The organism is Pectobacterium sp. HCp5_1 (assembly GCF_032905925.1).
Classification (GTDB): Bacteria; Pseudomonadota; Gammaproteobacteria; order Enterobacterales; family Enterobacteriaceae; genus Pectobacterium; species Pectobacterium brasiliense_A.
In genome coordinates, this window is the sequence record NZ_JAUMIO010000046.1 from 1 (window position 1) to 24,209 (window position 24,209).

24 protein-coding genes, 5 tRNA genes and 2 pseudogenes are annotated in these 24,209 nt (G+C 46.0%); 22 read left to right on the plus strand and 9 right to left on the minus strand.

Annotation, left to right across the window (positions count from 1 at the left end; genetic code table 11):
• Positions 1 to 269: 269 nt before the first annotated feature.
• From Q3A88_RS20010 to Q3A88_RS20025, 4 genes and pseudogenes are all read left to right on the plus strand, one after another.
• A pseudogene (locus Q3A88_RS20010) lies at positions 270 to 1,679 on the plus strand (S-type pyocin domain-containing protein); the annotation flags it as partial.
• A gap of 398 nt (positions 1,680 to 2,077) precedes the next feature.
• Complete coding sequence (locus Q3A88_RS20015; protein ID WP_180775631.1) at positions 2,078 to 2,551, plus strand: DUF6392 family protein; 474 nt, start codon at positions 2,078 to 2,080, stop codon at positions 2,549 to 2,551.
• Between the two features lie 328 nt (positions 2,552 to 2,879).
• Positions 2,880 to 3,077 carry a CPCC family cysteine-rich protein gene (locus Q3A88_RS20020; protein ID WP_180775630.1) on the plus strand — a complete coding sequence of 66 codons (198 nt, stop codon included), beginning with the start codon at positions 2,880 to 2,882 and terminating at the stop codon, positions 3,075 to 3,077.
• A gap of 17 nt (positions 3,078 to 3,094) precedes the next feature.
• Positions 3,095 to 3,304, plus strand: a complete 210-nt coding sequence (locus tag Q3A88_RS20025; protein WP_180775629.1) for a DUF4926 domain-containing protein — start codon at positions 3,095 to 3,097, stop codon at positions 3,302 to 3,304.
• Positions 3,305 to 3,453: 149 nt separating this feature from the next.
• On the opposite strand, the gene Q3A88_RS20030 is transcribed toward Q3A88_RS20025, so the two are convergent.
• Complete coding sequence (locus Q3A88_RS20030) at positions 3,454 to 3,633, minus strand: hypothetical protein (protein ID WP_180775628.1); 180 nt, start codon at positions 3,631 to 3,633, stop codon at positions 3,454 to 3,456.
• 544 nt (positions 3,634 to 4,177) lie between these two features.
• On the opposite strand from Q3A88_RS20030, the gene Q3A88_RS20035 reads away from it, so the two are divergent.
• Entirely contained in the window at positions 4,178 to 4,606 is a 429-nt protein-coding gene (locus tag Q3A88_RS20035) for a hypothetical protein (RefSeq protein WP_180775627.1), read from the plus strand.
• On the opposite strand, the gene Q3A88_RS20040 is transcribed toward Q3A88_RS20035, so the two are convergent.
• The 3 genes from Q3A88_RS20040 to Q3A88_RS20050 all read right to left on the minus strand — a co-directional run bounded on the left by Q3A88_RS20040 (position 4,581) and on the right by Q3A88_RS20050 (position 6,421).
• Positions 4,581 to 4,790, minus strand: coding sequence for a hypothetical protein (locus Q3A88_RS20040; RefSeq protein ID WP_180775626.1), 210 nt, complete (start codon positions 4,788 to 4,790; stop codon positions 4,581 to 4,583). The genes Q3A88_RS20035 and Q3A88_RS20040 overlap by 26 nt on opposite strands.
• Before the next feature lie 98 nt (positions 4,791 to 4,888).
• Positions 4,889 to 6,166, minus strand: coding sequence for a tyrosine-type recombinase/integrase (locus tag Q3A88_RS20045; RefSeq protein WP_317178519.1), 1,278 nt, complete (start codon positions 6,164 to 6,166; stop codon positions 4,889 to 4,891).
• 179 nt (positions 6,167 to 6,345) lie between these two features.
• Positions 6,346 to 6,421 (minus strand) — tRNA-Asn (locus Q3A88_RS20050).
• Positions 6,422 to 6,800: 379 nt separating this feature from the next.
• On the opposite strand from Q3A88_RS20050, the pseudogene Q3A88_RS20055 reads away from it, so the two are divergent.
• Positions 6,801 to 7,070 (plus strand): annotated as a pseudogene (locus tag Q3A88_RS20055) (LysR family transcriptional regulator); the annotation flags it as partial.
• A 393-nt stretch (positions 7,071 to 7,463) separates the two neighbouring features.
• Positions 7,464 to 7,730: an anti-adapter protein IraP gene (gene iraP / locus Q3A88_RS20060; RefSeq protein ID WP_110162265.1), complete on the plus strand. Its 267-nt coding sequence runs from the start codon at positions 7,464 to 7,466 to the stop codon at positions 7,728 to 7,730.
• Between the two features lie 171 nt (positions 7,731 to 7,901).
• Here iraP and cycA read toward each other — a convergent pair whose 3' ends face one another.
• Positions 7,902 to 9,314, minus strand: coding sequence for a D-serine/D-alanine/glycine transporter (gene cycA, locus Q3A88_RS20065; RefSeq protein WP_039503620.1), 1,413 nt, complete (start codon positions 9,312 to 9,314; stop codon positions 7,902 to 7,904).
• Between the two features lie 337 nt (positions 9,315 to 9,651).
• Between cycA and Q3A88_RS20070 the strand changes: the two genes are divergently transcribed.
• Together Q3A88_RS20070 and Q3A88_RS20075 are read left to right on the plus strand one after the other, a co-directional pair.
• Positions 9,652 to 9,727, plus strand: a tRNA-Lys gene (locus Q3A88_RS20070).
• A 465-nt stretch (positions 9,728 to 10,192) separates the two neighbouring features.
• Positions 10,193 to 10,480, plus strand: a complete 288-nt coding sequence (locus tag Q3A88_RS20075) for a hypothetical protein (protein WP_014915937.1) — start codon at positions 10,193 to 10,195, stop codon at positions 10,478 to 10,480.
• A gap of 92 nt (positions 10,481 to 10,572) precedes the next feature.
• Here the strand turns inward: Q3A88_RS20075 and Q3A88_RS20080 are convergent, their stop codons facing one another.
• Positions 10,573 to 10,797, minus strand: a complete 225-nt coding sequence (locus Q3A88_RS20080; RefSeq protein WP_014915936.1) for a DUF2594 family protein — start codon at positions 10,795 to 10,797, stop codon at positions 10,573 to 10,575.
• Positions 10,798 to 11,439: 642 nt separating this feature from the next.
• Here Q3A88_RS20080 and uvrY point away from each other — a divergent pair.
• The 6 genes from uvrY (at position 11,440) to Q3A88_RS20110 (ending at position 14,963) form a co-directional block, all read left to right on the plus strand.
• The gene (gene uvrY / locus Q3A88_RS20085) at positions 11,440 to 12,096 is read left to right on the plus strand and encodes a UvrY/SirA/GacA family response regulator transcription factor (protein ID WP_010279369.1); all 657 of its coding nucleotides are present in this window, start codon (positions 11,440 to 11,442) and stop codon (positions 12,094 to 12,096) included.
• Positions 12,089 to 13,921, plus strand: a complete 1,833-nt coding sequence (uvrC, locus tag Q3A88_RS20090; RefSeq protein WP_317178520.1) for an excinuclease ABC subunit UvrC — start codon at positions 12,089 to 12,091, stop codon at positions 13,919 to 13,921. Before uvrY ends, uvrC begins: the two co-directional genes overlap by 8 nt.
• Before the next feature lie 58 nt (positions 13,922 to 13,979).
• The gene (pgsA, locus tag Q3A88_RS20095) at positions 13,980 to 14,528 is read left to right on the plus strand and encodes a CDP-diacylglycerol--glycerol-3-phosphate 3-phosphatidyltransferase (RefSeq protein ID WP_039503618.1); all 549 of its coding nucleotides are present in this window, start codon (positions 13,980 to 13,982) and stop codon (positions 14,526 to 14,528) included.
• 139 nt (positions 14,529 to 14,667) lie between these two features.
• Positions 14,668 to 14,743, plus strand: a tRNA-Gly gene (locus Q3A88_RS20100).
• Between the two features lie 51 nt (positions 14,744 to 14,794).
• Positions 14,795 to 14,868: transfer RNA gene (locus Q3A88_RS20105), tRNA-Cys, on the plus strand.
• An 8-nt stretch (positions 14,869 to 14,876) separates the two neighbouring features.
• Positions 14,877 to 14,963 (plus strand) — tRNA-Leu (locus Q3A88_RS20110).
• Positions 14,964 to 15,143: 180 nt separating this feature from the next.
• Here Q3A88_RS20110 and Q3A88_RS20115 read toward each other — a convergent pair.
• Genes Q3A88_RS20115 through Q3A88_RS20125 form a run of 3 tightly spaced genes read right to left on the minus strand, consistent with a single transcriptional unit; the run spans position 15,144 to position 16,728 of the window.
• A complete protein-coding gene (locus Q3A88_RS20115; RefSeq protein ID WP_039497400.1) occupies positions 15,144 to 15,386 on the minus strand; it encodes an ogr/Delta-like zinc finger family protein in 243 nt (80 codons plus the stop codon).
• 50 nt (positions 15,387 to 15,436) lie between these two features.
• Positions 15,437 to 16,570, minus strand: coding sequence for a phage late control D family protein (locus Q3A88_RS20120; protein WP_317178521.1), 1,134 nt, complete (start codon positions 16,568 to 16,570; stop codon positions 15,437 to 15,439).
• A 2-nt stretch (positions 16,571 to 16,572) separates the two neighbouring features.
• The gene (locus Q3A88_RS20125) at positions 16,573 to 16,728 is read right to left on the minus strand and encodes a hypothetical protein (RefSeq protein ID WP_317178522.1); all 156 of its coding nucleotides are present in this window, start codon (positions 16,726 to 16,728) and stop codon (positions 16,573 to 16,575) included.
• Here Q3A88_RS20125 and Q3A88_RS20130 point away from each other — a divergent pair.
• From Q3A88_RS20130 to Q3A88_RS20160, 7 genes are all read left to right on the plus strand, one after another.
• On the plus strand, positions 16,727 to 17,920 hold the full coding sequence (locus Q3A88_RS20130; RefSeq protein ID WP_317178523.1) for a phage tail sheath protein: 1,194 nt from the start codon (positions 16,727 to 16,729) through the stop codon (positions 17,918 to 17,920). The genes Q3A88_RS20125 and Q3A88_RS20130 overlap by 2 nt on opposite strands.
• Before the next feature lie 10 nt (positions 17,921 to 17,930).
• Positions 17,931 to 18,446, plus strand: a complete 516-nt coding sequence (locus Q3A88_RS20135; RefSeq protein ID WP_317178524.1) for a phage major tail tube protein — start codon at positions 17,931 to 17,933, stop codon at positions 18,444 to 18,446.
• A gap of 15 nt (positions 18,447 to 18,461) precedes the next feature.
• Positions 18,462 to 18,773, plus strand: a complete 312-nt coding sequence (locus tag Q3A88_RS20140; protein ID WP_317178525.1) for a phage tail assembly protein — start codon at positions 18,462 to 18,464, stop codon at positions 18,771 to 18,773.
• Positions 18,774 to 18,856: 83 nt separating this feature from the next.
• Positions 18,857 to 18,922 (plus strand): GpE family phage tail protein, encoded by a 66-nt coding sequence (locus Q3A88_RS20145; RefSeq protein ID WP_317178529.1) that lies wholly within the window; start codon positions 18,857 to 18,859, stop codon positions 18,920 to 18,922.
• Positions 18,919 to 22,017: a phage tail tape measure protein gene (locus Q3A88_RS20150; protein ID WP_317178526.1), complete on the plus strand. Its 3,099-nt coding sequence runs from the start codon at positions 18,919 to 18,921 to the stop codon at positions 22,015 to 22,017. The genes Q3A88_RS20145 and Q3A88_RS20150 overlap by 4 nt, the downstream gene beginning before the upstream one ends.
• 10 nt (positions 22,018 to 22,027) lie before the next feature.
• Positions 22,028 to 22,447 carry a phage tail protein gene (locus tag Q3A88_RS20155; RefSeq protein WP_317178527.1) on the plus strand — a complete coding sequence of 140 codons (420 nt, stop codon included), beginning with the start codon at positions 22,028 to 22,030 and terminating at the stop codon, positions 22,445 to 22,447.
• Positions 22,448 to 22,644: 197 nt separating this feature from the next.
• The gene (locus tag Q3A88_RS20160; protein ID WP_317178528.1) at positions 22,645 to 23,673 is read left to right on the plus strand and encodes an acyltransferase; all 1,029 of its coding nucleotides are present in this window, start codon (positions 22,645 to 22,647) and stop codon (positions 23,671 to 23,673) included.
• Positions 23,674 to 24,209: the final 536 nt, after the last annotated feature.

Here is a 24,209-nt window from a genome sequence, read left to right on the forward strand (position 1 = left end):
GTACACATAGCGGGAGTGGTGGTGATGGGGGCGGTGGAAATGATAGTTGCAGTGCGAGTTATTATAGTATTTATGCTTGTATGAGTAGTAATTGATCTTATTTTTAGCAAGGTAAGTATTTTTGTAAAATAATATCTGACCATAAATAAAAATTTCGCTAGTAACGTCTCTATTGGGCACTGTTAACGATTTCGGTATTGAATCATCCATAAAAAGCGCCCAACATTCAGCCCTCAAAAGGAATGTTTTACTGTCAAAGGAGAATGGCAATGCCGGGTGCTGCCCGTCTCAATGATATCGGAAGTGGTCATGATTGCTTCCCTGAAACCCCGATAATTGAAGGCAGTTCTGATGTCATTATTAATGGTCAGCCTGCCGCCCGACAAGGTGATGCTGCTCTGCTTCATGGTTGTCCCTGTCCCAATACACCACATGGTGTTCATTCCCGAAAAATTGCCGAAGGTTCATCCACAGTCATTATTAACGGCAAGCCCGCTGCGCGTATTGGAGATGGCATCAATTGCGGTGGTGTCATTGTCTCCGGCAGTGGCAACGTCATCATTGGTGATACCCCCCATCGTTCTCCCGTTCAGGACTGTGCTAAACAGGCAGCATTAACCCGTGCGCCATTGCTGGCATTAACACCGATGCTGGCTGTAGAGCCTGTTTTTGCCAAATCCTGTTTACGTGGCGCGGGTTGTACCGATGCGGGAAAGGAAGACGAGCCACAGGGCAATATTGGGGAAATGAGTTTTTATGTCGCCGAGCCTGTTGGTAAGCCTATCACTTCAGATGATAAACCGGGTGAAGTGAAACAGTATGCGCAGGCAGCGAAAAAGAAAAATACGTCTTCTGCGGTTTCTCCTCCTCAGTCATTTGCCAGAAAAAACGAACCGTTACCCAAGACCCCGCCCGGTGCGATTAACAAGCCTCAGATACCCCCGATGGAGCCGTGGTATAAAACGGTATTTGATCTGTTAGTGGGTAAAGCGGATGCGGCAATGTTGCCGCCACCTCAACCAGTGGTCATGGCAGGTACGGCAGCACAGGCGGGGGCGACCGCTGCTGCGGGTGGCGCTGTAGCTCAGGCCAATCAGGATGCAGCAAAGGCACTGTCGCATCAGATGAAACGCCTTTCTGGTCCATCAATCTGGCAAGGCCAGTTGCAGATGGCGCAAAGTTTTTTGCTGATGGGTGCATTGATTCAGCAGCATCTGAAAGGTGAAAAAAACGATTTGCTGACACAGGAAAAGCTACTGGAGGTAGCGAAGACGCAGGGTTCAGTTCCCAGTCGTGTGCGTTATCAGTGGGTGGAAGATGAGGAAACGGGCAGGCTGAAGGTGGTTGGCTACCACACCAGTATGGAAAGTGGTCGCGATCAGGTTCGTGTCAGATTACTGAAACATGATTTCCCCAATAACCGTTACGAGTTCTGGGAAGAGGGGGCAACAGGGCCAACGATTTTATGGACACCGGATAATCCGGGTATGGAATTACCCACAGACACGGCACACGGTGAACAGCCTGTTATTCCGTCAGCAGTGCCGGGATTTGAAATTCCAGAGATGGATGATGTCAGTATTCTTGCGACACCAATGCCGGACGAGAAGGATTTTCGGGATTACATTCTGGTGTTCCCTGAGAATGCGTTTCCACCGATTTATATTTATTTGAGTAAGCCTCCGGTCAACTTGTTAGATGTGGATTTGTATAGTAATTTTGTTGGTAGACCAAGGCAGGGGAAATATCATGCTGATCACATGCCTTCTGCTGCTGCGGTAGAAGCTTTCTTAAGAAGGAAATATCCTCACTTAAAAGAAACTCAGATAAAGACGTTAAGTAAAAAGGTTGCTGCATTGATTATTCCAAAAGAAGTTCATCAAAAAATTAGCCAGACATACGGTTGGCGAAATCAACCGCATGTTATAGAAAAAGACTCTCAGGATCTACGAGCAGCGCTTGACCGTAATCTTGATGCTATTAAATCAGCGTTAAAGGAGGCTGGGGCTACGGATGATGAGATAGAAGCTGCAAGGGAAAAAATGCATGGTTTGAATGATAAGCAAGGATTATATAAATGACAGTAAATGTTGATGCACTTATTAGACATCTCGGTGAGAAATATTCTGATATTATTGCTGCAGGTTTAATTCCTTATAAAAAAACGCCTAAAGGCTCTTCAGGCTCTCCAGTACTTAGTTTGGATATGCCAAAAGAAGGGGTTTTTCTTGCATTTGAACGAAATGAGAAAACTCTCATAGAAATTACTTTTATGATTCAGAATAAAAATGTTGCAGGTTGGGTCTTCCCGAATGATCTTCCTGCTCCATTACTGAGGCAGAGCAAGATGTCTCGTGAGTGGGTACATGAGGTATTTGGTAATCCAATACGTAGTACTCCACCGCAAGTCATAATGAATGAGTCGTTTGGATGGGTTGACTTGTTTTCATCAGGGGTGAGACATATTCAAACCAGTATCCAGATAGATTACGATGAGGATAATATAGTTACCGAGGTCGCATTTATTCTAACATCTACGCTGCGGTGGTAGTTAGGCTCGACCTTCACTATTTAAGTTAATGTTTCCTATAGTGATTTTTGTGAGAGATTGAGATGATCGAGGTAAAACACAATCTGTGTTTATTCAGCCTGCAACTCTATAATAAACAGGGTTGCAGGTTGATATGTTCATCAGAACTGAAGATCTTTCAGCTTTTTTCCGCCTTCAATAGCAGCAGAAATTGCTTTAGGTGTACGTTCCTGACCTGTACATAATTTTCATTGCCGCTTTCATCGACATTACCTACGACAATGGTTAGATGGTAATTTTATTATTAATTTAACTCTTCCAGTGAAAAATAAGAAGAGAGGGTAATGAATTGAGTAGTAAATATAACTGTCCATGCCCGTGCTGTGGTAAGTATGAGTTCGACGTGTTAGGTGAATATGATATTTGCTCTCATTGTGGATGGGAAGATGATCCTTTTCAGTCTAAAAATCCTGATAGATGTGGAGCAAACAAGATGAGTTTAAACGAAGCTAGAGAAGCTTTTAAAAATGGCCAAAAAGTTAAATGATGTAATAGTAGGGATACATGGCGAGTTATTATTTATTTGATGTTATTTCTTTAAAAAATGATCTTCCAGAGGAAGGGTTGAAAAAAGGAATGCTAGGGGTTATTGTTCACATTTATAACGAACCATCTCCTGTATATGAGATAGAGTTTTGTGATGATAATGGTGAGACACTGGCTTGTATCACATTAACACCAGACTGTTTCAGTAAGGTTTATTTTAAAAAATAGTCTGATGATCTACTTATTAAAATAAAAAACTCATAACGACGAACTGTAATCAAAAAAATTAAATAGCAGCACAACAATCTGTATATGCTGCTCAACTTCCCGCACAATTAAAATTGTGGCCTTAATGCGTTATCCTCATGGCTCTTTCCTTAGTCTACTGGGATCACTTCTGGCGTATGAAAAGTACGAAATAACAGATCAAGCCGTTCCCACAAAACAAAGATCAAAATCTCTTTTGCTTTAAGTTCATCCAGTTCAATAACGGCATAAGCTAATGCCCGACACTGATCGATGATTTCTTCCAGTTCCAGAGGTGTGTTATCGAACATGATAAACCTCCGTTGCTGGATGTTGAGATGTGGCAAAAAAAGCAGTAGCCAGATGCAGATTTTCAGGAAGGGAATAGGTAAACTGACAGACAGCCATAGCGTTATCCTTCTAACGTTGAGGTTAGCCCTTGTCTGGTATTGCAAGTACCGTTCAGGGGCGAAGCTGGTTTATAGGTAATCTTGTATACAGGCGTGAACCTTATCGGCTGCAATTTAAGACTAGGACTGTTACTAGTCAATTCAATTAGTTAACGCGATACAAAAATCCATACCGTGCAAGTATCCAGCCTTTCAGACCCGTATAGCTTCAGAACTGCGTGAACAGTTGGATGTGGTCGGTTGCGAATGATGGGATAAGTCTGGGGTGTTGGTTTAAGTAATTGGTTCGGCAGAGCTTAAACGGTTCTGTGTTGAGTTGAAGGGGGATATTTAGCATCGCCTTTCATTGAAAATATTTATTTCAAATAAAATTCATTATCACTCATTGACAATATAACTCACCTTGTTATATCTGACTATATCTATAAATAACATAAGCTTTTAAATGAAAATATTAATTAACGTACAAAACAACTGGCCTGATAATGTAAAAGAACTCAATTCAGCTAAATATGATCAAAATGAAATCCGTTGGTGTGGTAAAGAACTATTCTTTTTACATGAAGATGGAGCCGTTTATCAATCATATGTAACAATGCCTTTTATCGTTGATGTTGATGAATTTTCTTTATTTTCGTTAACAAAAAAAGACGATAACTCTTTTTTGATAGAGAAAATCACTGATTGGCCTAAAGGTGTCAATATTCGAAAAGGATTTATTCGCGCTCAATGGGGACACAAATCCAATGGTTGCTGTTGGTATGTGTTTCCTGATGGTAGCAGTATGTATGCCTATTTTGATGCTCCACTGATTAAAGAGCATCATAGGATATATAACGTAATGCCTTTTATTTTATACGAGGTCTTGAACTAACTTTTCTTTTTAGTTCTTCAATCTTTATCTGTGCTTCTTCCAATGAGTTACAAATAGTAATCACTCGTTGGTTAACGGTATCGAAAATTAGGTGCATTTCTAATTCAATGGTAACCTCTTCATTACCATCAAACCTATATGATAAATTGGTTTTATGCGGAGCAATGACATATCTCTCATCCATGATTTAACCTTATGCTGTGTGTTATTTAGGCGATGATTATAACGCACCATTAACGAAATAGTTGAATGAAATGTCAGCCATCCGTGGCCTTTCGCTATTTATCCCTTCTGCGCAAACTCAAACGGCCTAACCATCCCGTTGCGGTTAGCATCCAGAAAATCAGCCCACCATTGCAACATGAGGCGGCGTTGCTCCAGATGTTTAGCCTTATGGGTGTAAGCAGCACGAACGTTGTTCTTTTCCATGTGGCTCATTTGAAGTTCAACCACATCTTCAGGCCAGATACCTGATTCGATCAACGCACTACACGCTAATGTTCGGAAACCATGACCACACAAATCGGTTTTGGTGTCATAACCCATTTTGCGCAGTGCTTTGTTGATGGTGTTTTCACTCATGGGCTTCATTGCATCATAACAGCCTGTCAGGATAAAACCCTCATCACCGTTAACGTCATAGGTGAGGTCTTTAAGCTCTTCCAAAATTGCCAGTGCTTGATCGCATAGAGGAACATAGTGTTTTCTGCGCATTTTTGCACCACGGCCTGAATGTTTGATCCCTTCAATGGCTTCACGCTGTTCAGGGATAACCCACAAGGCACTTTTGAAATCGATCTCTGACCATCGGGCAAAGCGGAGTTCACTGGAACGGACAAAAATCAGCAGATTAAGTTTTATCGCTAATTGAGTCAGCCTGCTACGGCCTTTATAGGCTTCAATTCGTTCCAGCAGAGTAGGTATCTCTTCCAGTTCAATAGCGGGGCGGTGTTCCGTCTGTGGCTTCTGAACAGCACCTTCCAAATCGTAGGCAGGATTGAAACGGATCATCTTTTGCTGGACGGCATAACGCATGATGGCGGTGGTGTACTGTTTCACCCGCATGGTAATTTCCAGATAGCCCAGCTTCTCTATCTTTTTGATGGGAACCAGCAGATCGCCTGTATCCAGTTCAGCAATATCTTTTTCACCAATATCAGGGAACAGGTAAGTTTCGAGTCGTGTCCAAACAGAACGTTGATAATCTTCTGACCATGTGGTTTTGGTGGCAAACCAGCTTTTGGCAACAGTTTTGAAAGCGCGGGTATTGTTACGTCGTTCCTGAACGATTTTGTTGTCAGCCTGTTTTTTGGCGCTGGGGTCGATTCCCGCCGCTAACAGCTTTTTGGCCTCATCTCGGCGTTGTCTGGCATCAGCCAGAGAAACAGCAGGGTAGACACCGATGGAGAACACCTTCTGTTTTCCTTCGAAGCGATAGCCTAACTGCCAGTATTTTGAACCGTTGGGATGTACCAGCAGGTAGAGGCCGAACCCGTCAGTGAGCTTAACCACCTTTTCTGACGGTTTGGCATTTTTTACTTTAGTATCAGTAAGTGACATGACGGCTCCCTCCGATTGCTGGTAAAAACGAAATCGAACCAGCTTTACCAGTATTTTTACCAGCAAAAGGGTATGGCTTCGAGTGTTTTTGGGTGAACGAGGGCGAACCTGAAGAAGGGGATAACCAATTGATAAAAAGCAAAAAAGCAGACGTTAGTGAACGTCTGCTTTCTTTAAATTGGCTCCTCTGACTGGACTCGAACCAGTGACATACGGATTAACAGTCCGCCGTTCTACCGACTGAACTACAGAGGAATCGGTTAAGTGCGATGGATAATAGCGGGAGCGTTTCGGGTTGTCAAAGGCTGTTATCGCTTGGTGCGTTTGATTGCCGAACTAATAACCAACATATTGAAATTATTGCTCAAGTTGAGCACTGGAAAGCAATGAAATACGCTGAGTCGCGGGCGGGTTTGCACCCTAAAATAGCAGGGGTTGCTTTAAGATGGTGCAGGTTGGTATGGGCTTGATGACGGGGTTTCCAGACAGAATCAGGTGTTTTGGTTAGCAGAATCATTGCTTTTCCTTATTTTACCTGTGGCTTATCAATGAGGTATCACTTTTTCTTAGGCATAGAAACATAATATGGCGCGCTTTTTGCTACCTCTTTAGGGTAACTACTCAGGAGGCAGACATGAATCTTAGACGGCTCAAGTATTTTGTGAAAATCGTTGATATCGGTAGCCTGACACAGGCTGCTGAGTTGTTGCATATTGCACAACCGGCGCTGAGCCAGCAGGTCGCGACGCTGGAGAGTGAACTCGAAAAACAGTTGCTGGTACGGAGCCGGCGTGGTGTGACGCCCACCGAGGCGGGGAAAATTCTTTATTCTCATGCACAGACGATATTATCACAGTGTGAACAGGCAAAGGATGCGGTGAGTGGCGCACGACAATCAATGAGTGCGTAAGCGTTAGCCATAGAGCCAGCCATTTCCCGATGGCTGGCTACTCATCAGATTTTTGTGTCAGATGTTCGATAAAAATAGTGCTCTTTCTTATTTTTTTGTGAAGACTATCACAACTCATAGCATTATCTGGCTTCCTCAAAGCAGGGATTTTTGCTCTTAAAAATAAAATGGTTTTTTAGTTTTTTTATTTATTTGGTTTATTTATCTGCAACTTCATTTTATTGCTGCCGTGTGAATATGATTTCCTTAAAATGATAATAGACACTAGCGGTCAGGCCATTCACAGTGTTACATTAATCTTCGTTATGTTTTCTCTAATCCTGTGCACCAAGAACAGGTGTTGCCTTATGGGTGTATGACAGTTATTTTTTTGATTAAGGAGTTCAAATGAATAATATCCTCTCTCATCTTTTAATAAAGCTGGCAGAAAAAGAAGTTGGAGAAAAAGCGCTTAACGCGAAGATTGAATCGTTAGAGATGCTGATTTCCGCTATTGTTTCAACACTTGATGACAGCAAAATCAATGAGTTAAATAGAAAAATAGAAGGTGTCGTTGCTGATGCTTCACAGCGGCAGGATGAACATAATTGCTTAGCTCTCGAACTATTGGCAAAAAACATCAATCGAATCACAACCGTTTCATTGCGGGAATAACGTTCTTATATATCAATGGTGACGACATTAATTGTTCGCATATTAATTTTCGTATATCCAATTGAGAATTGTTTATATTCAATAATAGAGAATACTTGTGCTATGCGTGATTTTGCTGAAAAAAATTGAAGGCGCCGACGTCTGTCCGCGCCTTTCTTGCGTTTATACCTTTTATTTCACATCAACAGCCTGCTTTTTCCGTCGAATAAACTGATAAGCAATAGCCAGAACAATAAACCACAGCGGCGTGACAATAAGCGCTTGCCGTGTATCTGGCTGTAATGTTAACAGTACAATAACAAAAGCGAAAAAGGCCAGACATATCCAGCACATGAAAATACCCAACGGCATTTTATAAGATGACTCGGCATGTAGCTGAGGGCGTTTTTTACGGTATGTCAGGTAAGAGCACAGGATGATGCTCCAGATGAACATGAATAAAATCGCGGAGACGGTGGTCACCAGTGTAAAGACCGTCATCACGTTCGGAATCAGGTAGATCAGCACCACGCCGGAAAGCAAACAAATACAGGAGAACATCAACCCAGTCGAAGGAACCGCGCGTTTAGAGAGCACGCCGAAACTTTTCGGTGCATCGCCTTGTTTCGCCAGGCCAAAGAGCATGCGGCTGGTGGAGAATACGCCGCTATTCGCCGAGGATGCCGCCGACGTCAGTACGACAAAGTTGATCATACTGGCGGCTGCAGGTAGACCAACCAGTACGAACATTTCCACGAAAGGACTGCGATCCGCAGTAATTGCGCTCCACGGGGTGACGGACATAATCATAATTAACGCAAAAACATAAAACATGATGATGCGAATCGGGATGGCGTTAATTGCTCGGGGCAGCACGACTTTCGGGTTTTTCGTTTCAGCGGCCGTTGTACCAACCAATTCGATACCGACAAATGCGAATACGGCGATCTGGAATCCGGCAAAGAATCCGCTTATCCCTTTAGGGAACATGCCACCGTCATTCCAAAGGTTGGTAAAGGAGGCGACGTTTCCTGATGGGGAAGAGAATTGCATCATCACCAGCGCGACACCGACCACGATTAACGCAACGATAGCGACAATTTTGATCATCGCGAACCAGAATTCCATCTCGCCAAACAGCTTCACGGTTGCCAGGTTTAGCGTCAGTAATAGCAGAACGCAAAGCAGGGAAGAGACCCACTGCGATAAATCAGGGAACCAGAACTGTGAGTAGGCACTAATGGCTACGACATCGGCTATCCCGGTTACGACCCAGCAGAACCAATACGTCCAGCCAGTAAAGAAACCTGCCCATGGCCCAAGGAGGTCAGCAGCGAAATCGCTGAATGACTTATAGTTGAGGTTGGAGAGTAATAGTTCTCCCATTGCGCGCATGACAAAAAACAGCATAAAACCAATGATCATATAAACGAAGATGATCGAAGGACCCGCCATGCTGATTGTTTTGCCCGAGCCCATAAATAACCCGGTACCGATCGCTCCGCCGATGGCGATGAGCTGAATATGACGATTAGTCAGATTCCGTTGCAGTCCCTCTCCCTGTTCAGAGGCAAGGTCTGCGGCTTCTTTTGATTGTTCGACCATGTAAGTACACTTTCCTGTTTCTGTCTGTGATGTTTTTTTGAGCTCTTTGGCGGCTCTCGTTTACGAAAATCGAAACGAATAAGATAGCGCAACCGCAGTACTTATTACAGCGGATGTCTGAGATAGCCAGGCATAAAGAGGGCAGCTAATGATGTAAGATGACGCTGTATGTTTTTCGCCCTAAAATGAAGAGGATATAAAATGATGAGAGGCTAGAGATAAATAGGCTGAGCAGGTTAACAAAATTACCAATCGCTAACAATCCTATTATCATGCATAAAAAATTAATATGAAGTATTTGACAGGCACGCCGGGGAGGAGAATAATCCTCGCCGTTGGGTCGTTAGCTCAGTTGGTAGAGCAGTTGACTCTTAATCAATTGGTCGCAGGTTCGAACCCTGCACGACCCACCAACAATTTCAATGAGTTATGATATTAATTTCAGTTTGTTATTATTTCTGTTTTCTTTGGTTAATTTGTTTTTAATTATATTCTTTCTTAACGTTAACCATATTTTCTGCGTTGGTTTTCCCCGCTTTATCCTATTTTTATCACTTTCATAACAAATCCCCTCGCTTAATAGTCGTGACTTTTCGATCATGTTTTATTGGTATTCTGCTGTCATGCCAGCTGGAGACATAAAGTGTCTGATGATATCGCTGAACGTTATCACTTTTGATGGCGAGAATGTGCCTCAATCGTCCTGAAGAGTGGCGAGAAGGTGCTATGCTTAGCAGATGGAATCGTTGACAGATCGTTTATGATGTGACGAGTTGTTTGCACAGGGCTGTGTTCATATCCACTGGGGCGGCGTTTAGAGGTAGCTGGAGTTTCCTGGTTAGCCATAAGCAAGTTTCTGCTTGATTTCGGAGGTTCATATGGGATTCGAAAAATTACTGGCTGTCATAGAAAAAAGTCACCAGGATCCAAAATCGGTTATCTCATTGTCTGAACTGAGCCAGGCAATCCATGAGATAATTTGTACGGAAAGTTCAAAAGAGTACAAAATAAATGAATGCTTCACTGAGCTGAGGGAGCTGGTTGATGAAAGAAAAGCACTTTCCAGAAAACAGTTCCTGGATAAAGCGTTGGTGATGGAATTAACGCTTTATAAAAAGAAAGAAGAGGCACTGCTTTTGAAACTTATCAGCATCGGAAATAAGTAGACGAGCGTCTCTATTTTTAAATCAGGAAGACAATGCTAAATATCACTACACCGCCAGATCAAATTATTAAGATGGCGGTGTAGCAAATAGTGCTATTTACGGTAGCTGGTTTTGATTTGTTTAATCGTGTTATCAAAGACAGCGGCTTGCTCGGCATCTTCCAATTGAGCAATATATCTTTCCATATTGATGATAACTTTACCGGCATCTGCCTGGCCGATTGCTTTTAATAACAGCGTAACCATAGCCTTCAGGCAGGTAACCTCGTGGGCCAGTGTTTCAGCGGATGCAGTAGTAGAAAAATCTGCGTTGCTCATGTTTTGTCCTCAACAAGAAAAAGATGTTTTCCTTCGCCTGCTGCGGGCGTTACCGCTGACGCGACAGGCAGAACCAGATGGGCGGGAGTATAACATAAAGCATATTGTGGATTGATATTATTCGCGGATAAAGCCATTTTAGTGACTGTTTTTTATGCATTTAACTTATTTAAATAGCGTCTATATTTTGGATGTTTTTGGGTGGTAAAGGCTATAGATGTGTTTTGTTTAATACATATGATGTTCACTATGGACGTTTTTCACTGAATATATTATTTGTATAATATCGTGGCAGCGATGATAAAATTTCTAACCACATCCTGATTACAATAGTGACTTTTTATTGACATTCAAGATGTAAAGCCAATTGCATGCCATTTGATTTGCATTGTTTTTTATAAATTTTGTGCCACTGACGTGTTTATACTGTGTGGCGTATTTGAAATGTTAAGAATGTGATCAACATACACCATCAGGTTAACGATATATTGTTATGATCGGGAACGTGCTTTATTCCTTCTCGGTATATTTTAAAATACATATTCATATAAATCTGTGTTCATTATTTTTTGAAACCAACGTAGTATCACCTGCAAGCAACTTTTTATGTAAGTGTTACTCCCTTTTTTGGAGAATTATTCTTTGATTAGCGTTTTTCTTGTTGATGACCATGAACTGGTGCGGGCAGGGATACGACGCATTCTTGACGATATCAAAGGTCTGAAAGTGGTTGGTGAGGCATGCTGCGGTGAAGATGCTGTCAAATGGTGCCGAAGCAATGATGTAGATGTTGTCCTGATGGACATGAGCATGCCGGGCATCGGTGGGCTTGAAGCAACGCGCAAGATCCTGCGTTTTACGCCAGATATAAAAGTCATCATGCTCACTATTTATACTGAGAATCCGCTACCTGCTAAAGTGATGCAGGCCGGTGCCGCGGGATATGTGAGTAAAGCTGCCGCCCCTCAGGAAGTGATCTCCGCCATTCGCGCTGTACATGCTGGTAAACGGTATATTGCTTCTGATATTGCTCAGCAGATGGCATTAAGCCAGTTGGAGCCGCAGACCGATGCGCCGCTTGAGTGTTTGTCTGAACGCGAATTACAGATTATGCTAATGATAACGAAGGGGCAGAAAGTGACTGAAATTTCAGATCAGCTTAATCTTAGCCCTAAAACAGTGAACAGCTATCGCTACCGTATGTTCAGCAAGCTGAATATCAACGGCGATGTAGAGTTAACTCATCTGGCTATCAAGCATGGGCTTTTTACCGCGGAGACATTGTTAAGTAGTGAGTGAGAGTTTCGATGCTTCGGCATTTTTAAAAACGGTAACGAGCCAGCCTGGCGTCTACCGGATGTATGACGCCGGTAATACGGTCATCTACGTCGGTAAGGCAAAAGACTTAAAAAAACGACTTGCCAGCTATTTCCGCAGTCATGTCGCCAGCCGTAAAACCGAGGCACTAGTCAAAAGCATCAAGCATATTGATGTCACGATCACGCATACGGAAACTGAAGCCTTACTGCTGGAACACAACTACATCAAACTTTATCAGCCGCGTTATAACGTCTTGTTGCGCGACGATAAATCCTATCCCATGATTTTCCTGAGCGGTGATGCGCATCCACGTTTGGCTGTTCACCGTGGCGCTAAGCATGCGAAGGGCGAATATTTCGGCCCGTTTCCCAACGGCAATGCTGTGCGTGAAACGCTAATATTGCTGCAAAAGCTGTTTCCGGTGCGCCAGTGTGAAAATAGCGTCTATCGCAATCGCTCTCGTCCTTGCCTGCAATATCAAATTGGTCGCTGCCTCGGGCCCTGCGTTAGCGGTTTGGTTAGCGAAGAAGATTATCAACAGCAGGTTGACTATGTTCGCCTGTTTTTGTCTGGTAAAGACCAGCAAGTACTGAATCAACTCATCTCCCGGATGGAAGCGGCCAGCCGCGATCTGCATTTTGAAGATGCAGCTCGGATACGCGATCAGATCCAGGCGGTTCGGCGTGTGACGGAAAAACAATTTGTTTCCGGCGACGGCGAAGATCTGGATGTTATCAGTGTTGCCTTTGATGCTGGCATGGCTTGCGTCTATGTCCTTTTCATCCGACAGGGAAAAGTGCTTGGCAGCCGGAGCTATTTCCCCAAAGTACCTGGTGGTACGGAATTGGGGGAGGTCGTGCAGACTTTTGTCGGGCAATTCTATTTGCAGGGAAGCTTAGGCCGAACGCTTCCTACAGAAATTCTGCTCGACTTCACTCTGCCCGATAAGGATTTGCTGACGGAGTCTCTAACGGCAGTTGCGGGAAGAAAAGTACAGATTCAAACGAAACCCCGCGGCGATCGTGCTCGTTATTTAAAACTGGCGCGGACAAATGCTGCGACGGCGCTGGTCACAAAACTGTCTCAGCAGTCCACCATTCACCAGCGACTGGCGGCGTTAGCTAACGTGTTGCAGTTGCCCGAAATCCATCGGATGGAGTGTTTTGATATCAGTCATACGATGGGCGAACAGACTGTGGCATCCTGCGTAGTATTTGATGCCAATGGTCCGTTACGTTCGGAATATCGCCGCTATAATATCAGTGGCATTACGCTAGGCGATGATTATGCCGCCATGGCGCAAGTCCTCCGACGTCGATATGGTAAAGCGCTGGATGACAGCAAAATACCGGATGTCATTGTGATCGATGGCGGAAAAGGGCAGCTCGGCCAGGCTCAGGACGTGTTTGACTCGCTGCAGGTATCGTGGGATAAAAACAAGCCTCTGCTACTTGGTGTCGCGAAAGGCAGCGATCGTAAAGCTGGGCTGGAAACGCTGTTTTTTGAGTCGACGGGCGAGGGCATGGCACTACCGCCTGATTCTCCCGCATTGCATGTTATCCAACATATTCGCGATGATTCGCATGACCATGCAATTGGCGGACATCGTAAGAAGAGAGCAAAAGTAAGAAATACCAGTACGCTGGAGCTTATCGAAGGTGTCGGCCCTAAAAGGCGTCAAACCCTGTTGAAATACATGGGAGGACTGCAACCTTTGATGAATGCCAGTATTGAGGAGATTGCAAATATTCCAGGAATTTCGCATGCATTGGCAGAAAAAATCTTCCATGCATTGAAACACTAGGGACAATGTTGCAACATACTCTTAGTATCCACTCCAGCCAGATAGTTACCTAAGCGCTATGCAATTTAATATACCGACGTTGCTTACCCTGTTTCGTGTTGCTCTTATTCCGTTTTTTGTGCTGGCGTTTTATCTTCCATTCGTCTGGGCACCGCTGCTCTGCGCGTTGATTTTCGTGTTTGCTGCCATTACGGATTGGTTTGATGGTTTCCTTGCCCGCCGCTGGAAACAGACCACGCGTTTTGGTGCCTTCCTCGATCCTGTTGCGGATAAAGTGATGGTGGCTGTCGCGTTGGTGCTAGTTGCGGAATACTATCACTCCTGGTGGATTACGCTGCCTGCCGCGACAATGATCGCGCGGGAAATCATCATTTCAGCATTGCGCGAGTGGATGGCTGAAATTGGTAAGAGAAGTAGCGTTGCCGTGTCGTGGATAGGGAAGGTGAAAACCACGGCTCAGATGATGGCGCTTTTTGCTTTGTTATGGCGCCCAGAACGTGTTGTTGAAGGCGTTGGGGTTGTGGCGTTGTACATCGCCGCCGTACTGACTTTCTGGTCCATGTTTCAATATTTGAACGCCGCAAGACACGATCTGCTTGAACCTTGATCGAAGCGCCGTAAAAACCAGCAAACGAACGCAGTTGCTTGATAATTTTATTGACTCATTGCGTCAGGTCAGTAGAATGCACCGCATCAACAGCAACGCTGGTTTGTAAGAAGTTAAGAGAATCAGTAAGTTCTGTGTTGCGGGAATAGCTCAGTTGGTAGAGCACGACCTTGCCAAGGTCGGGGTCGCGAGTTCGAGTCTCGTTTCCCGCTCCAATTTAAAACATCGGCAATTGCGGATGTTGGTCACTAAGACCTGAATATTTTGGCGCGTTAACAAAGCGGTTATGTAGCGGATTGCAAATCCGCCTAGTCCGGTTCGACTCCGGAACGCGCCTCCAATATTTAAGCCCGGGTGGTGAAATCGGTAGACACAAGGGATTTAAAATCCCTCGGCGTTCGCGCTGTGCGGGTTCAAGTCCCGCCCCGGGCACCATTGATTTAAGATAATAAAAACAATTAGTTATAAACTAAAATTCAACCACCGAAAGGTGGTTTTTTTGTGCATGAAAAAGGGCTAGTGGCAGCAAAATGGCAGCAGAGTGGCAGCGCTGATTTTAGGCATGGAAAAAGCGACCAAGAATTTAGCCGCTTTTGTTAAGTCAGATTGAACAATCTACAACGCTAAATCCAACTGATTTTCCCCTTTGTGGCTGCGGGGAAAGATATTGGTGGGGACACTTGCGCCAGGTGCGGGTTTCGTTTCGTTCAGTGCCTCATCAATGTGTGTCATGCTGGTAAAGCAGTAACCGCACATCATGTTTTGGCACTGGTGATAGCTACGTCGAACCAATGGGCTGAGTTCTACGCTGGTACGTGTTTTTGCAGTTGCGCGGCACTTTGGACATTTGATCGCCATGACAACCCCTCAAACGGTTGGTGTTACTGGTATTATACACAGCAGTTGTATTAATCATCATTATCATCTGCTGCCCAGTCCGTTATTTTCACCTCAAATTCCAGCGATGTAGTAAATCCCGACTGGCTTATTTCATGCACGCAGCGCGTAATTACCCAATCAGCATTGTCGATAACCGTTTTAAAGCCAGACATGCGGGCGTGTAATTCGGGATATAAATCAGCACGGCCCCGCGCTAATGTCATACTGAATTCCGCCGCACCACGTTGCAGTTTTGACCATTTGGCCGCTGCGGCACGTTTTGCCGCCTGCTCGGTTTTAAACGTCGAGCGCATGACATAAACATTGCCCTCGGTTCCCTCCAGATAATTCCCCTCTTTACTGCTGGATGCAGGCGCTTTCTTTTTGGCGGGTGTATTGGTTTTGCGTTTATTTTTTACCTTTGTGGTCTTGGTTTTGCCAAAATTCAGATCCAGCCAGTACGCCGTAACACCGGTGTAGGCGTCACGATCAGCAACACGGAAACTGTGGTTGTCGCCGCTGCTGCGGGTAATGGTGATAGCCGGTAATGGCTTGCCGCTTTGCGAAACCGCCTGCCCTGGAACAATGAACAGCAACATGCCGTTTTTTATGGTGGCGATTGCGCCTACCATTTCCGCCATGCGCGTAAGGAAGCTGATATCGGATTCATTCGTCTGGTCAGCGTGGTCAAGTTCCAGCTTCGCCAGCCGTTCCGTTACACCGGCTTTCAACCCGTAACGAGTGGCGATAGCAGATACTACAAATCCGACGGTCACATTGTGCCAACTGTACTCACGCTTAACGTTAAAGGTTTCTCTGAAATCGGCACTGCGGGCGCTAATCATCAGTTGATCTGGCGGGCCACGGTGCGCAATTTCATCAACCGTAAATGTCCCTTTGCTGATTAGCGGTTCATTCGCCCAGCCCAGCGCCACGGTAACCTTTGCCCCACGCTCCGGCAGGGCTAATTTTCCGTCTACATCATCCAGCACCAGTTCCAGTGAATCCGCCTCAAAGCCTCGGTTATCTGTCAGCGATAACGACATCAGCCGATCATTCAGCTCCGTAACCTGCTTATCTCCAACCCTCACCATAAATGCCGGACGGGGTGAATACTCGTCCAGCCGCCCAGAAATATCCCCTACCGTGCCCATGATTGACATTGTTACCCCCCGATCTCTGCCTGAATACTCGCGTTACGCGCGCGTAGGGACAATCGGCGCTGGTTGTCACGATGCAGCGACAAGGCAAACGTCGTGCGCAGGCAGCGAAATCCCGCAATCATGAAGCCGGACATTTGACGCATTGAGGCAACAAGCATGGCGACTAATTATCATCATGGTGTGACCGTCCGAGAAACAACGGATCTCAGCACCATCATTAACGATATCGACTCGGCAGTGATCGGCGTGGTGTGTACTGCCGATGATGCCGACGCTGATACGTTCCCGTTAAACGAACCCGTATTGTTAACCCGCGTTGCCAGCGTGTTAGGCAAGGCAGGAAAAACCGGTACGTTACACACGACGCTGAAATGCATTTCCGATCAGGCCAGCCCTCAAACGGTGGTGATCCGCGTAGCAGACGCGGCGAATGCGCAGGCGGAAGGCAATGAACCTAAACCGACGCAAGATCAGTTAGTGATCGGCGGTTCCGATGCCAACGGACGCTATACGGGCCTGTATGCGCTGCTGTCGGCAGAGGCGCGAATTGGTGTTCGTCCGCGTGTACTGGCAGTGCCAGAACTGGATACCCAGGCCGTTGCCGCGCAACTGGCCGTCATGGCTGAAAAGCTAAACGCGTTCGCGTATGTCAGCGCGCATGACTGCGTGACCATTGCGGCAGCAAAAACGTACCGTGAAAACTTCTCCCAGCGCGAATTGATGGTGATCTGGCCTGACTTTATCGCCTATGACACGGCCAAAGGGGAAAGCGTGACCGTACCCGCGCCAGCGTTTGCGGTTGGTCTACGTGCCAAAATTGACGCGGAAACCGGCTGGCACAAGGTGTTATCCAACGTTGCGGTAAACGGCGTGCTAGGTCTGAGCAAGGATGTGTATTTCACGCTACAGGGAACCGATACCGACGCCGACGAGCTGAACAGCAACGGTATCACTACGCTGATTAAGCAAAACGGCTTTCGCTTTTGGGGATCGCGCACCTGTGATCGTGAAACCTACCTTTTTGAAAGCTACACCCGTACAGCGCAAATCCTCGCAGACACCATCGCAGAAGCGCATTTCTTCTACATCGATAAGCCGCTTACGCCCTCACTGGCAAAGGATATTGTGGACGGCATCAACCGCAAGTTAACGGCACTAGTCACCGCTGGCCGTCTGCTGGGTGCGAATTGTTGGTATGACAAAGAAACTAACACCGGCGAAACGCTGCGCACTGGAAAATTAACCATCAAGTACAACTACACACCCGTTCCGCCATTGGAGCATTTGGATCTGGTGCAGGAGTTTACTGACGAATACTTCGCGACGTTTGCCAACACGTTCGGCGGGTAAGGGGTAAATCATGTCTCTGCCAAAGAAACTTAAATACTTCAATCTGTTTATCGACGGTGACAACTATTTCGGCCAGGTGCCGGAAGTGACACCGCCTAAGCTCACGCGCAAGACAGAAGACTATCAGGCGGGCGGCATGCCTGGCTTTGTCGCGATTGACTTCGGTTTTGATGCGGGTGCGCTGGATATGGAAATCACGCTCGGCGGGTTGGATGCCAACTTGCTGAAAAAATGGGGGGTCTCCACGGCTGACGGTATGCAAACACGCTTTGCGGGTTCGTATCAGGATGAAGCCACAGGCGACGCCGTGCCATGTGAAATCCAGACGCGTGGCCGGTTTACCGAGCTTGACCCAGGCTCTGCCAAAGTGGGTGAAGATACGGCACATAAATACACCCTGAAGAATACTTACTTCAAGCTGACGATCAGCGGTGAAGAGGTCATGGAAGTGGATGTGCTGAACATGATTTATAAAGTGGCCGGTGTCGATATGCTGGAAAAACACCGCGCTAACGTTGGGCTATAACAGGAAATTCTTATCATGACCGAGAAAAAAAACAACGTTGTTATTCTGCAAAACCCGATTACGCGTAAAGGTGGTGACGTGAAAGAAGTCACCATCACTGGCGCACTGAAGCAGGCCGGATCGCTGCGTGGGCTGAAGGTCTACGATGTGATGACGTCAGACGTTGATAGCCTGCTGACGTTGCTCCCGCGCGTCACCAGTCCGGCTCTGACGAAAGAAGAATTGACCACAATGGATACCTGGGACTTTTGCCAGCTATCCAACGCGGTGGCCACTTTTTTGCAACCCTCTTCCCCAGCGAACGAAGCGGGCGCGGTAACGGTGTAATTCAGTGCCCGTTTAACTGTGTCGAAGAGGTGATGGCCGACATCGCAGCAATTTTTCATTGGTTGCCGTCGGCGATGGATGCCATGCCAGTAGATGAACTGCTGGCATGGCACAGCCGAGCAGCCGTTAGAAGCGGAAACTCGGAATGACAGATCGCAATCTCAATATTCGCGTGGCGTTCAACGCGATCAATAACATGGCTCGGCCCGTCAGTGCGGCACGCAGCGGCACGGCGGCGCTGGCCGATCAAATCAGAGCAACACAAAACACCCTCAACGGACTAGGACGGCAGGCAAGCAGCTTTGACCGTCTGAGCGCCGCATCCGCTAAAACAACCCGTGAACTGGAACAAGCGAAAGCCAAAGCTGCTGCGATGCGTGCTGAATTTGGCGCAGCCAGTACGCGAACGGATGAACAAAACGCGGCGTTGAAGCGGCAGCGTGAGCTGATCCGGCAATTATCCACCGCTCAAACAAACGAAACCGAACAGCTAAAGCAACTACGGGCAGAGTTGGCACGGCATGGCGTGATACTGGATCGCAGCCGTCGGGCAACAGACCAGATTAGCGATCAAACCGCACGCTATAACCGCCAGTTAGCGGAACAGCAACGGCGACTGGCCGCAGTGACACAAGCGCGTGCACGTCACGATAGGATGCAGCAGACAGCCAGCAACCTGCGCAGCACAGGCGCAATGGCGGTCGGTGCGAGCGCGGCCGGTGCGTATGTCGGCGCAAGAATGATGGCCCCCAATCTGCAATCAGACAAAAGCGGGGCAGTGATTGCCGCTCAAAATGCGGAAGCCTCATCAATGGGTACGCAGTATTCACGCATTATTAAAGGTATCAATAGCGACGGGGTGAGCGATGACCTCGCCCATATCGCCAACACCCTGTCTGCTGTGCGTAGCTCATTGGGCGTATTGGGGGAAGTCGGCAGCGCTGAGTTAGACAGGATCACGCGCAAAGCGTTGGATATGCAATCCGTGCTCGGCGGTGATACGGCTGAACATATCCAGATTGCTGCCATCATGATGAAAAATGGCCTGGCTCGCAGCAGCGATGAAGCATTCGATTTGATGGCGGCTGGAATGCAACGCGTGTCTACCCAGATGCGCGGCGAGTTACCTGAGATATTGCACGAGTATTCAACGCATTTCAGGAATATGGGCTACAGCGGTTCTGAAGCCATGACGCTGCTGGTCAATATGGCGCAACAGGGAAAATTTGCACTGGATAAGACCGGCGATGCCGTTAAAGAGTTCTCGATCCGTGGCTCTGACCTGTCCAAAGCCAGCGTAGCGGCGTATGACACCATCGGCTTGAATGCAAAACGTGTCGCATCGGCCATCGCCAGCGGTGGCGCGCAGGCACGTAACGCGATGCAGCAAACCGCACAGGGGCTATTGAAGATTAAAGACCCCGCCGAGCGAGCAAACGCGGCCATTGCCTTATTTGGCACGCCGATAGAAGACCTCTCTATCGATCAGATACCTCTTTTCCTCTCCGCGCTGGCAAATACCACAGATCAGTTTGGCAACGTCAGCGGAACGGCAGATCGTATGGGGAGCACACTACGTAATAATCTGTCTGGCGACATTGAGCGACTGGGCGGTGCGCTCAGCGGGCTACGCTTTGATGTATTTGAAAGCGACTCCGGCGTTCTGCGATCTCTGGCTCAGGGGGCGACGGGGCTAGTGAACAGCGTCCGTGAGTGGGTAAAAGCCAATCCTAAATTGGCGCAAACACTGTTAGCCGTTGTAGGCGGCGCGCTGGCGATGACCGCAGCTATCGGCACCGTATCCCTGGCAACGGGCATATTGATGGGCCCATTTTCCAAACTTCAACTGGCTTTATCGTTGCTCGGTGGCGGCAGAGGGAGCAGCGGCGCTGTGGGCATGTTCACCAGGCTCAGTAGAATTTTGAGGGGAAACCTATCCAGTGCGGGGGCGTGGGTGGGTATTTTTACCCGTATGCGTAGCAGTCTCGGCGGCATTGGCAGCGTAGCTCAAAGCGCGGGCCGGGCTTTACTCATGGTATTTACTCAGCCAGGCGCGGCGTTATCTGCGCTGGGGAATGGCGTGAGGATGCTGGCGACATCGGGATTTTCGGCACTGAGTGGATCAGGGATGGCGGTATTTAACATTCTACGTACTGGCCTCATGCTATTGCTGAGCCCCATCGGGTTAATCGGCGTAGCAATCATTGCCGCCGGTGTGTTGATTTACAAATACTGGGAGCCAATCAAAGCATTTTTCAGCGGCTACTTTAGTGGTTTGGTTGCTGGCCTTGAACCGGTTAAGAAATCCTTCTCTGCGCTATCGCCTATTTTTGACGGGATTGGGCGGGCGATTAGTGGCGTGTGGGATTGGTTCACCAAACTGTTTGAACCGGTCAATGCCTCATCTGAATCACTGAAACAATGCACGGACGCTGGGCGGGTATTCGGTGAAGTGGTCGGCATGGCGATTGGCGGCGTAGTGACGGTGATTTTGAAAGTGGCCGAGGGTATTGGCTGGATATTGAAAAAACTTGGCGTTATCCCCGAAGCCGCAAACGCCGCCGTCTCGGCATCCAATGCCATGAACGGTGCAATGCCGGAAAAAGGCTATGAACCTAAAAAGCCGGTTATGTACGTATGGGATGAAAAACAAAAGAAAATGGTGGCGCAGGAGTGGAAGCCACAGCCCCCTAAAGAAGCCGATGCGGTTATTAAAACCGGTGAAGCCGCAAAACCACCGGCAAGTGAAAGCAGTAAGCCTAAAACTGGAGCGTTGCAGGATCTGACTGGCAGCAACCCAACGACAGCAAAAACAGGCAGCACGGCAACCACTGAAGAGAAAAAAGATCCCAACAAGTTGGGCGATATCGTTTTTAAAAACGTGCCACCCACCGTCATGCTGGCGAACGGCTACCGTGAATCACAGGTTATGCCTGCACAGCCCAAAATCCCCCTACTTGAGCGTGTGAAGCAAACCGCCGGTGTGCTGGCCGCTTCCGTCCTGCCGTTTACTGTTCAACCTGCTGGGGCGGACGTTCCGGCCATCCATTCACCTGCAGCACAGATGAAAACGGCGATGTCTGCCGGTATGGCCAGCACAGACAAATATGAAATCAATATCACGATTCAGGATGCACGCAACCTGGATGAAGACAAACTCGTCGCCAGGTTGCGGCGGGAAATTGATGACATTGAGCGCCGCAAGCAGAGTCGCCAGCGTTCACAACTGACCGATCACGTATAGGACTTTTATCATGATGATGATTCTAGGTATGTTCGTTTTCATGCGGCAGACTGCGCCGTATCAATCCCTGAGCCATGACAGCAACTGGCGACACGTTAAGAATGACCGAGTGGGTCAATCCCCGCATTATCAGTACATCGGGGCAGGCGAAGATAAGATCACGCTATCCGGCGAGCTGTATCCAGAAATAACCGGCGGTGACGTGTCGTTAAACGTTCTGCAAACGATGGCCTACACAGGGAAAGCCTGGCCCTTGATCGAGGGGACGGGGAATATTTACGGTATGTACGTGATAACAAACATCAATGAAACCCGCTCTGAGTTTTTCACGGACGGGAAAGCAAGGCATATCTCATTTACGCTGAACCTTGAACGGGTCAGCGAAGATCTACGGGAAATGCTGGGCGATATGGATATAGCGCTACCATGATAATGCAATAAAATCCATTCGTGCATTGCGTTACTTTTATACATCTGATTTAGTTTATACTAAAGAAATTATTTTCTTGGTCGATAAAAGTGTGTCGCGGTTTATAATTGGTATTCAGGATGTTTTTTATTATGAAATTACAACGAATTTAGTTTTTTTTAAATAAAATACAATTAATTATAATGAAGGGTTACGTCATGGAAAGAAATTGTTTTGATGCTACACGTCATATTGCAGCCTTACTGGTTTTATACAGTCATCATTACGCCCTTAGTGGCATGAAAGAACCTATGTTTTTTAATTTTGATTCGTTAGGTGGTCTCGCCCTTGTAATATTCTTCTCTATCTCTGGTTATTTGGTGATATCTAGTTACATTCGAAGTAAAAATATTATTTCTTATGTGAGAAATAGATTGCTGAGGATATATCCGGCATTAATATTATGTTTGGTTATCATGGCTTTAATTATATGTCCCCTTTTAGGTAAGGGTAATGCTATCGATTATATATTTTCAGAAAATCCCTTTAATTTAATATCAAGAGGGATAAGGCTATACAAGTACAATGGTAGTGGCGTAACTGCGAATGATTTTGGATATGATTATATTCGTCCTAATGTGATTAACGGCAGTTTATGGACTTTGCATATTGAATTCGTAAATTATATTTTGGTCATTTTTGTTCTTTTTAGTAAGAATGATACTATAAAAAAACTAAGCGTTTTTTTTATGATATGTGTGGTGTTTTATTTGGTGACGAGAGAAACTGGCTCTAGAGAGTCGGTAATAGCTAATTACAGCATCCCTTTCGCTGCGGGTGCACTTGCGGGTTTTTTAATAGAAAAACAAGAAAAAACAAAATACTACTTCATCATTATTGGATCTTCAATAATAGTTTTAATGTATTTGTTTGGGCATCAGGGGATCATTCATCGATTGACATATTTTTCTATTTTACCATTTGTTATAATTGGTTTGTGTTTGACTATGAATGATATCTTTATAAAGAGAAGATTTGATTTATCTTATGGTATATACATATACTCATTTCCCACTCAACAAATAGTTATTAATGAGTTTGATTTTTCTTTCTACCAATCTATGTTCGTTTCATTTCTCGTGGTTATTTTGTTGTCATTTTTCTCTTGGCATTTCGTTGAGAAGGTGTTTTTAATGAAAAAAATAATCAAAAAAGAGAATTATGAGTTAAATAATAACTTTAGATAATTATATCAATTAATTGCGGGTGATTTGGTGGGCTGAATTATATCTTTAATGATAGATTGTTATCATATATTCAGCCCATAAATTTATATTTTATACAGCCTCGGCAAGTACATGGCAGTGGATGTTTGTCATGTTTCCAATTCCTGCATTGGTTGCAAACTGATCCCATTTTAGGGAGAACCCAGACTTTGAAATGTTGTAAATTCTAAATACATGCGCATTTGGGCCAGAGTATCCACCAACATCGGTACAATTAATAAATTTTATTTCAGAAATGTTACTTATTGGTAACGTGACATCTTTACTCTCTCCAATAATAGATCCAAATTTAAAGAAGATTTCTATCATGCCGTCGGCATATTTACGCCAGTAATACCCAGTACCTGAACCTATTTCAGTGATTTCTTTAAAGCCTAAATAGCTTCGCCAAATAGTAGATCACTTGAAGGGAACTCAGTCCGAGTTGAGCGATCTGATCAATCGCCAAACATCACAAACCACCAACCGGACTGAGCGATGCCGATCATAGCAGCAAT

Bases quoted from the DNA above. Each gene is read 5' to 3' on its own strand.
- pgsA (WP_039503618.1), top strand. From the start codon at position 13,980: ATGCAATTTAATATACCGACGTTGCTTACCCTGTTTCGTGTTGCTCTT.
- cycA (WP_039503620.1), bottom strand. From the start codon at position 9,314: ATGGTCGAACAATCAAAAGAAGCCGCAGACCTTGCCTCTGAACAGGGA.
- Q3A88_RS20080 (WP_014915936.1), bottom strand. From the start codon at position 10,797: ATGAGCAACGCAGATTTTTCTACTACTGCATCCGCTGAAACACTGGCC.
- Q3A88_RS20040 (WP_180775626.1), bottom strand. From the start codon at position 4,790: ATGGATGAGAGATATGTCATTGCTCCGCATAAAACCAATTTATCATAT.
- Q3A88_RS20135 (WP_317178524.1), top strand. From the start codon at position 17,931: ATGTCTCTGCCAAAGAAACTTAAATACTTCAATCTGTTTATCGACGGT.
- Q3A88_RS20115 (WP_039497400.1), bottom strand. From the start codon at position 15,386: ATGGCGATCAAATGTCCAAAGTGCCGCGCAACTGCAAAAACACGTACC.
- Q3A88_RS20125 (WP_317178522.1), bottom strand. From the start codon at position 16,728: ATGCTTGTTGCCTCAATGCGTCAAATGTCCGGCTTCATGATTGCGGGA.
- Q3A88_RS20160 (WP_317178528.1), top strand. From the start codon at position 22,645: ATGGAAAGAAATTGTTTTGATGCTACACGTCATATTGCAGCCTTACTG.
- iraP (WP_110162265.1), top strand. From the start codon at position 7,464: ATGAATAATATCCTCTCTCATCTTTTAATAAAGCTGGCAGAAAAAGAA.
- Q3A88_RS20075 (WP_014915937.1), top strand. From the start codon at position 10,193: ATGGGATTCGAAAAATTACTGGCTGTCATAGAAAAAAGTCACCAGGAT.
- Q3A88_RS20015 (WP_180775631.1), top strand. From the start codon at position 2,078: ATGACAGTAAATGTTGATGCACTTATTAGACATCTCGGTGAGAAATAT.
- Q3A88_RS20045 (WP_317178519.1), bottom strand. From the start codon at position 6,166: ATGTCACTTACTGATACTAAAGTAAAAAATGCCAAACCGTCAGAAAAG.
- Q3A88_RS20030 (WP_180775628.1), bottom strand. From the start codon at position 3,633: ATGTTCGATAACACACCTCTGGAACTGGAAGAAATCATCGATCAGTGT.
- Q3A88_RS20120 (WP_317178521.1), bottom strand. From the start codon at position 16,570: ATGTCAATCATGGGCACGGTAGGGGATATTTCTGGGCGGCTGGACGAG.
- Q3A88_RS20130 (WP_317178523.1), top strand. From the start codon at position 16,727: ATGGCGACTAATTATCATCATGGTGTGACCGTCCGAGAAACAACGGAT.
- Q3A88_RS20035 (WP_180775627.1), top strand. From the start codon at position 4,178: ATGAAAATATTAATTAACGTACAAAACAACTGGCCTGATAATGTAAAA.
- Q3A88_RS20025 (WP_180775629.1), top strand. From the start codon at position 3,095: ATGGCGAGTTATTATTTATTTGATGTTATTTCTTTAAAAAATGATCTT.
- Q3A88_RS20150 (WP_317178526.1), top strand. From the start codon at position 18,919: ATGACAGATCGCAATCTCAATATTCGCGTGGCGTTCAACGCGATCAAT.
- Q3A88_RS20140 (WP_317178525.1), top strand. From the start codon at position 18,462: ATGACCGAGAAAAAAAACAACGTTGTTATTCTGCAAAACCCGATTACG.
- Q3A88_RS20155 (WP_317178527.1), top strand. From the start codon at position 22,028: ATGATGATGATTCTAGGTATGTTCGTTTTCATGCGGCAGACTGCGCCG.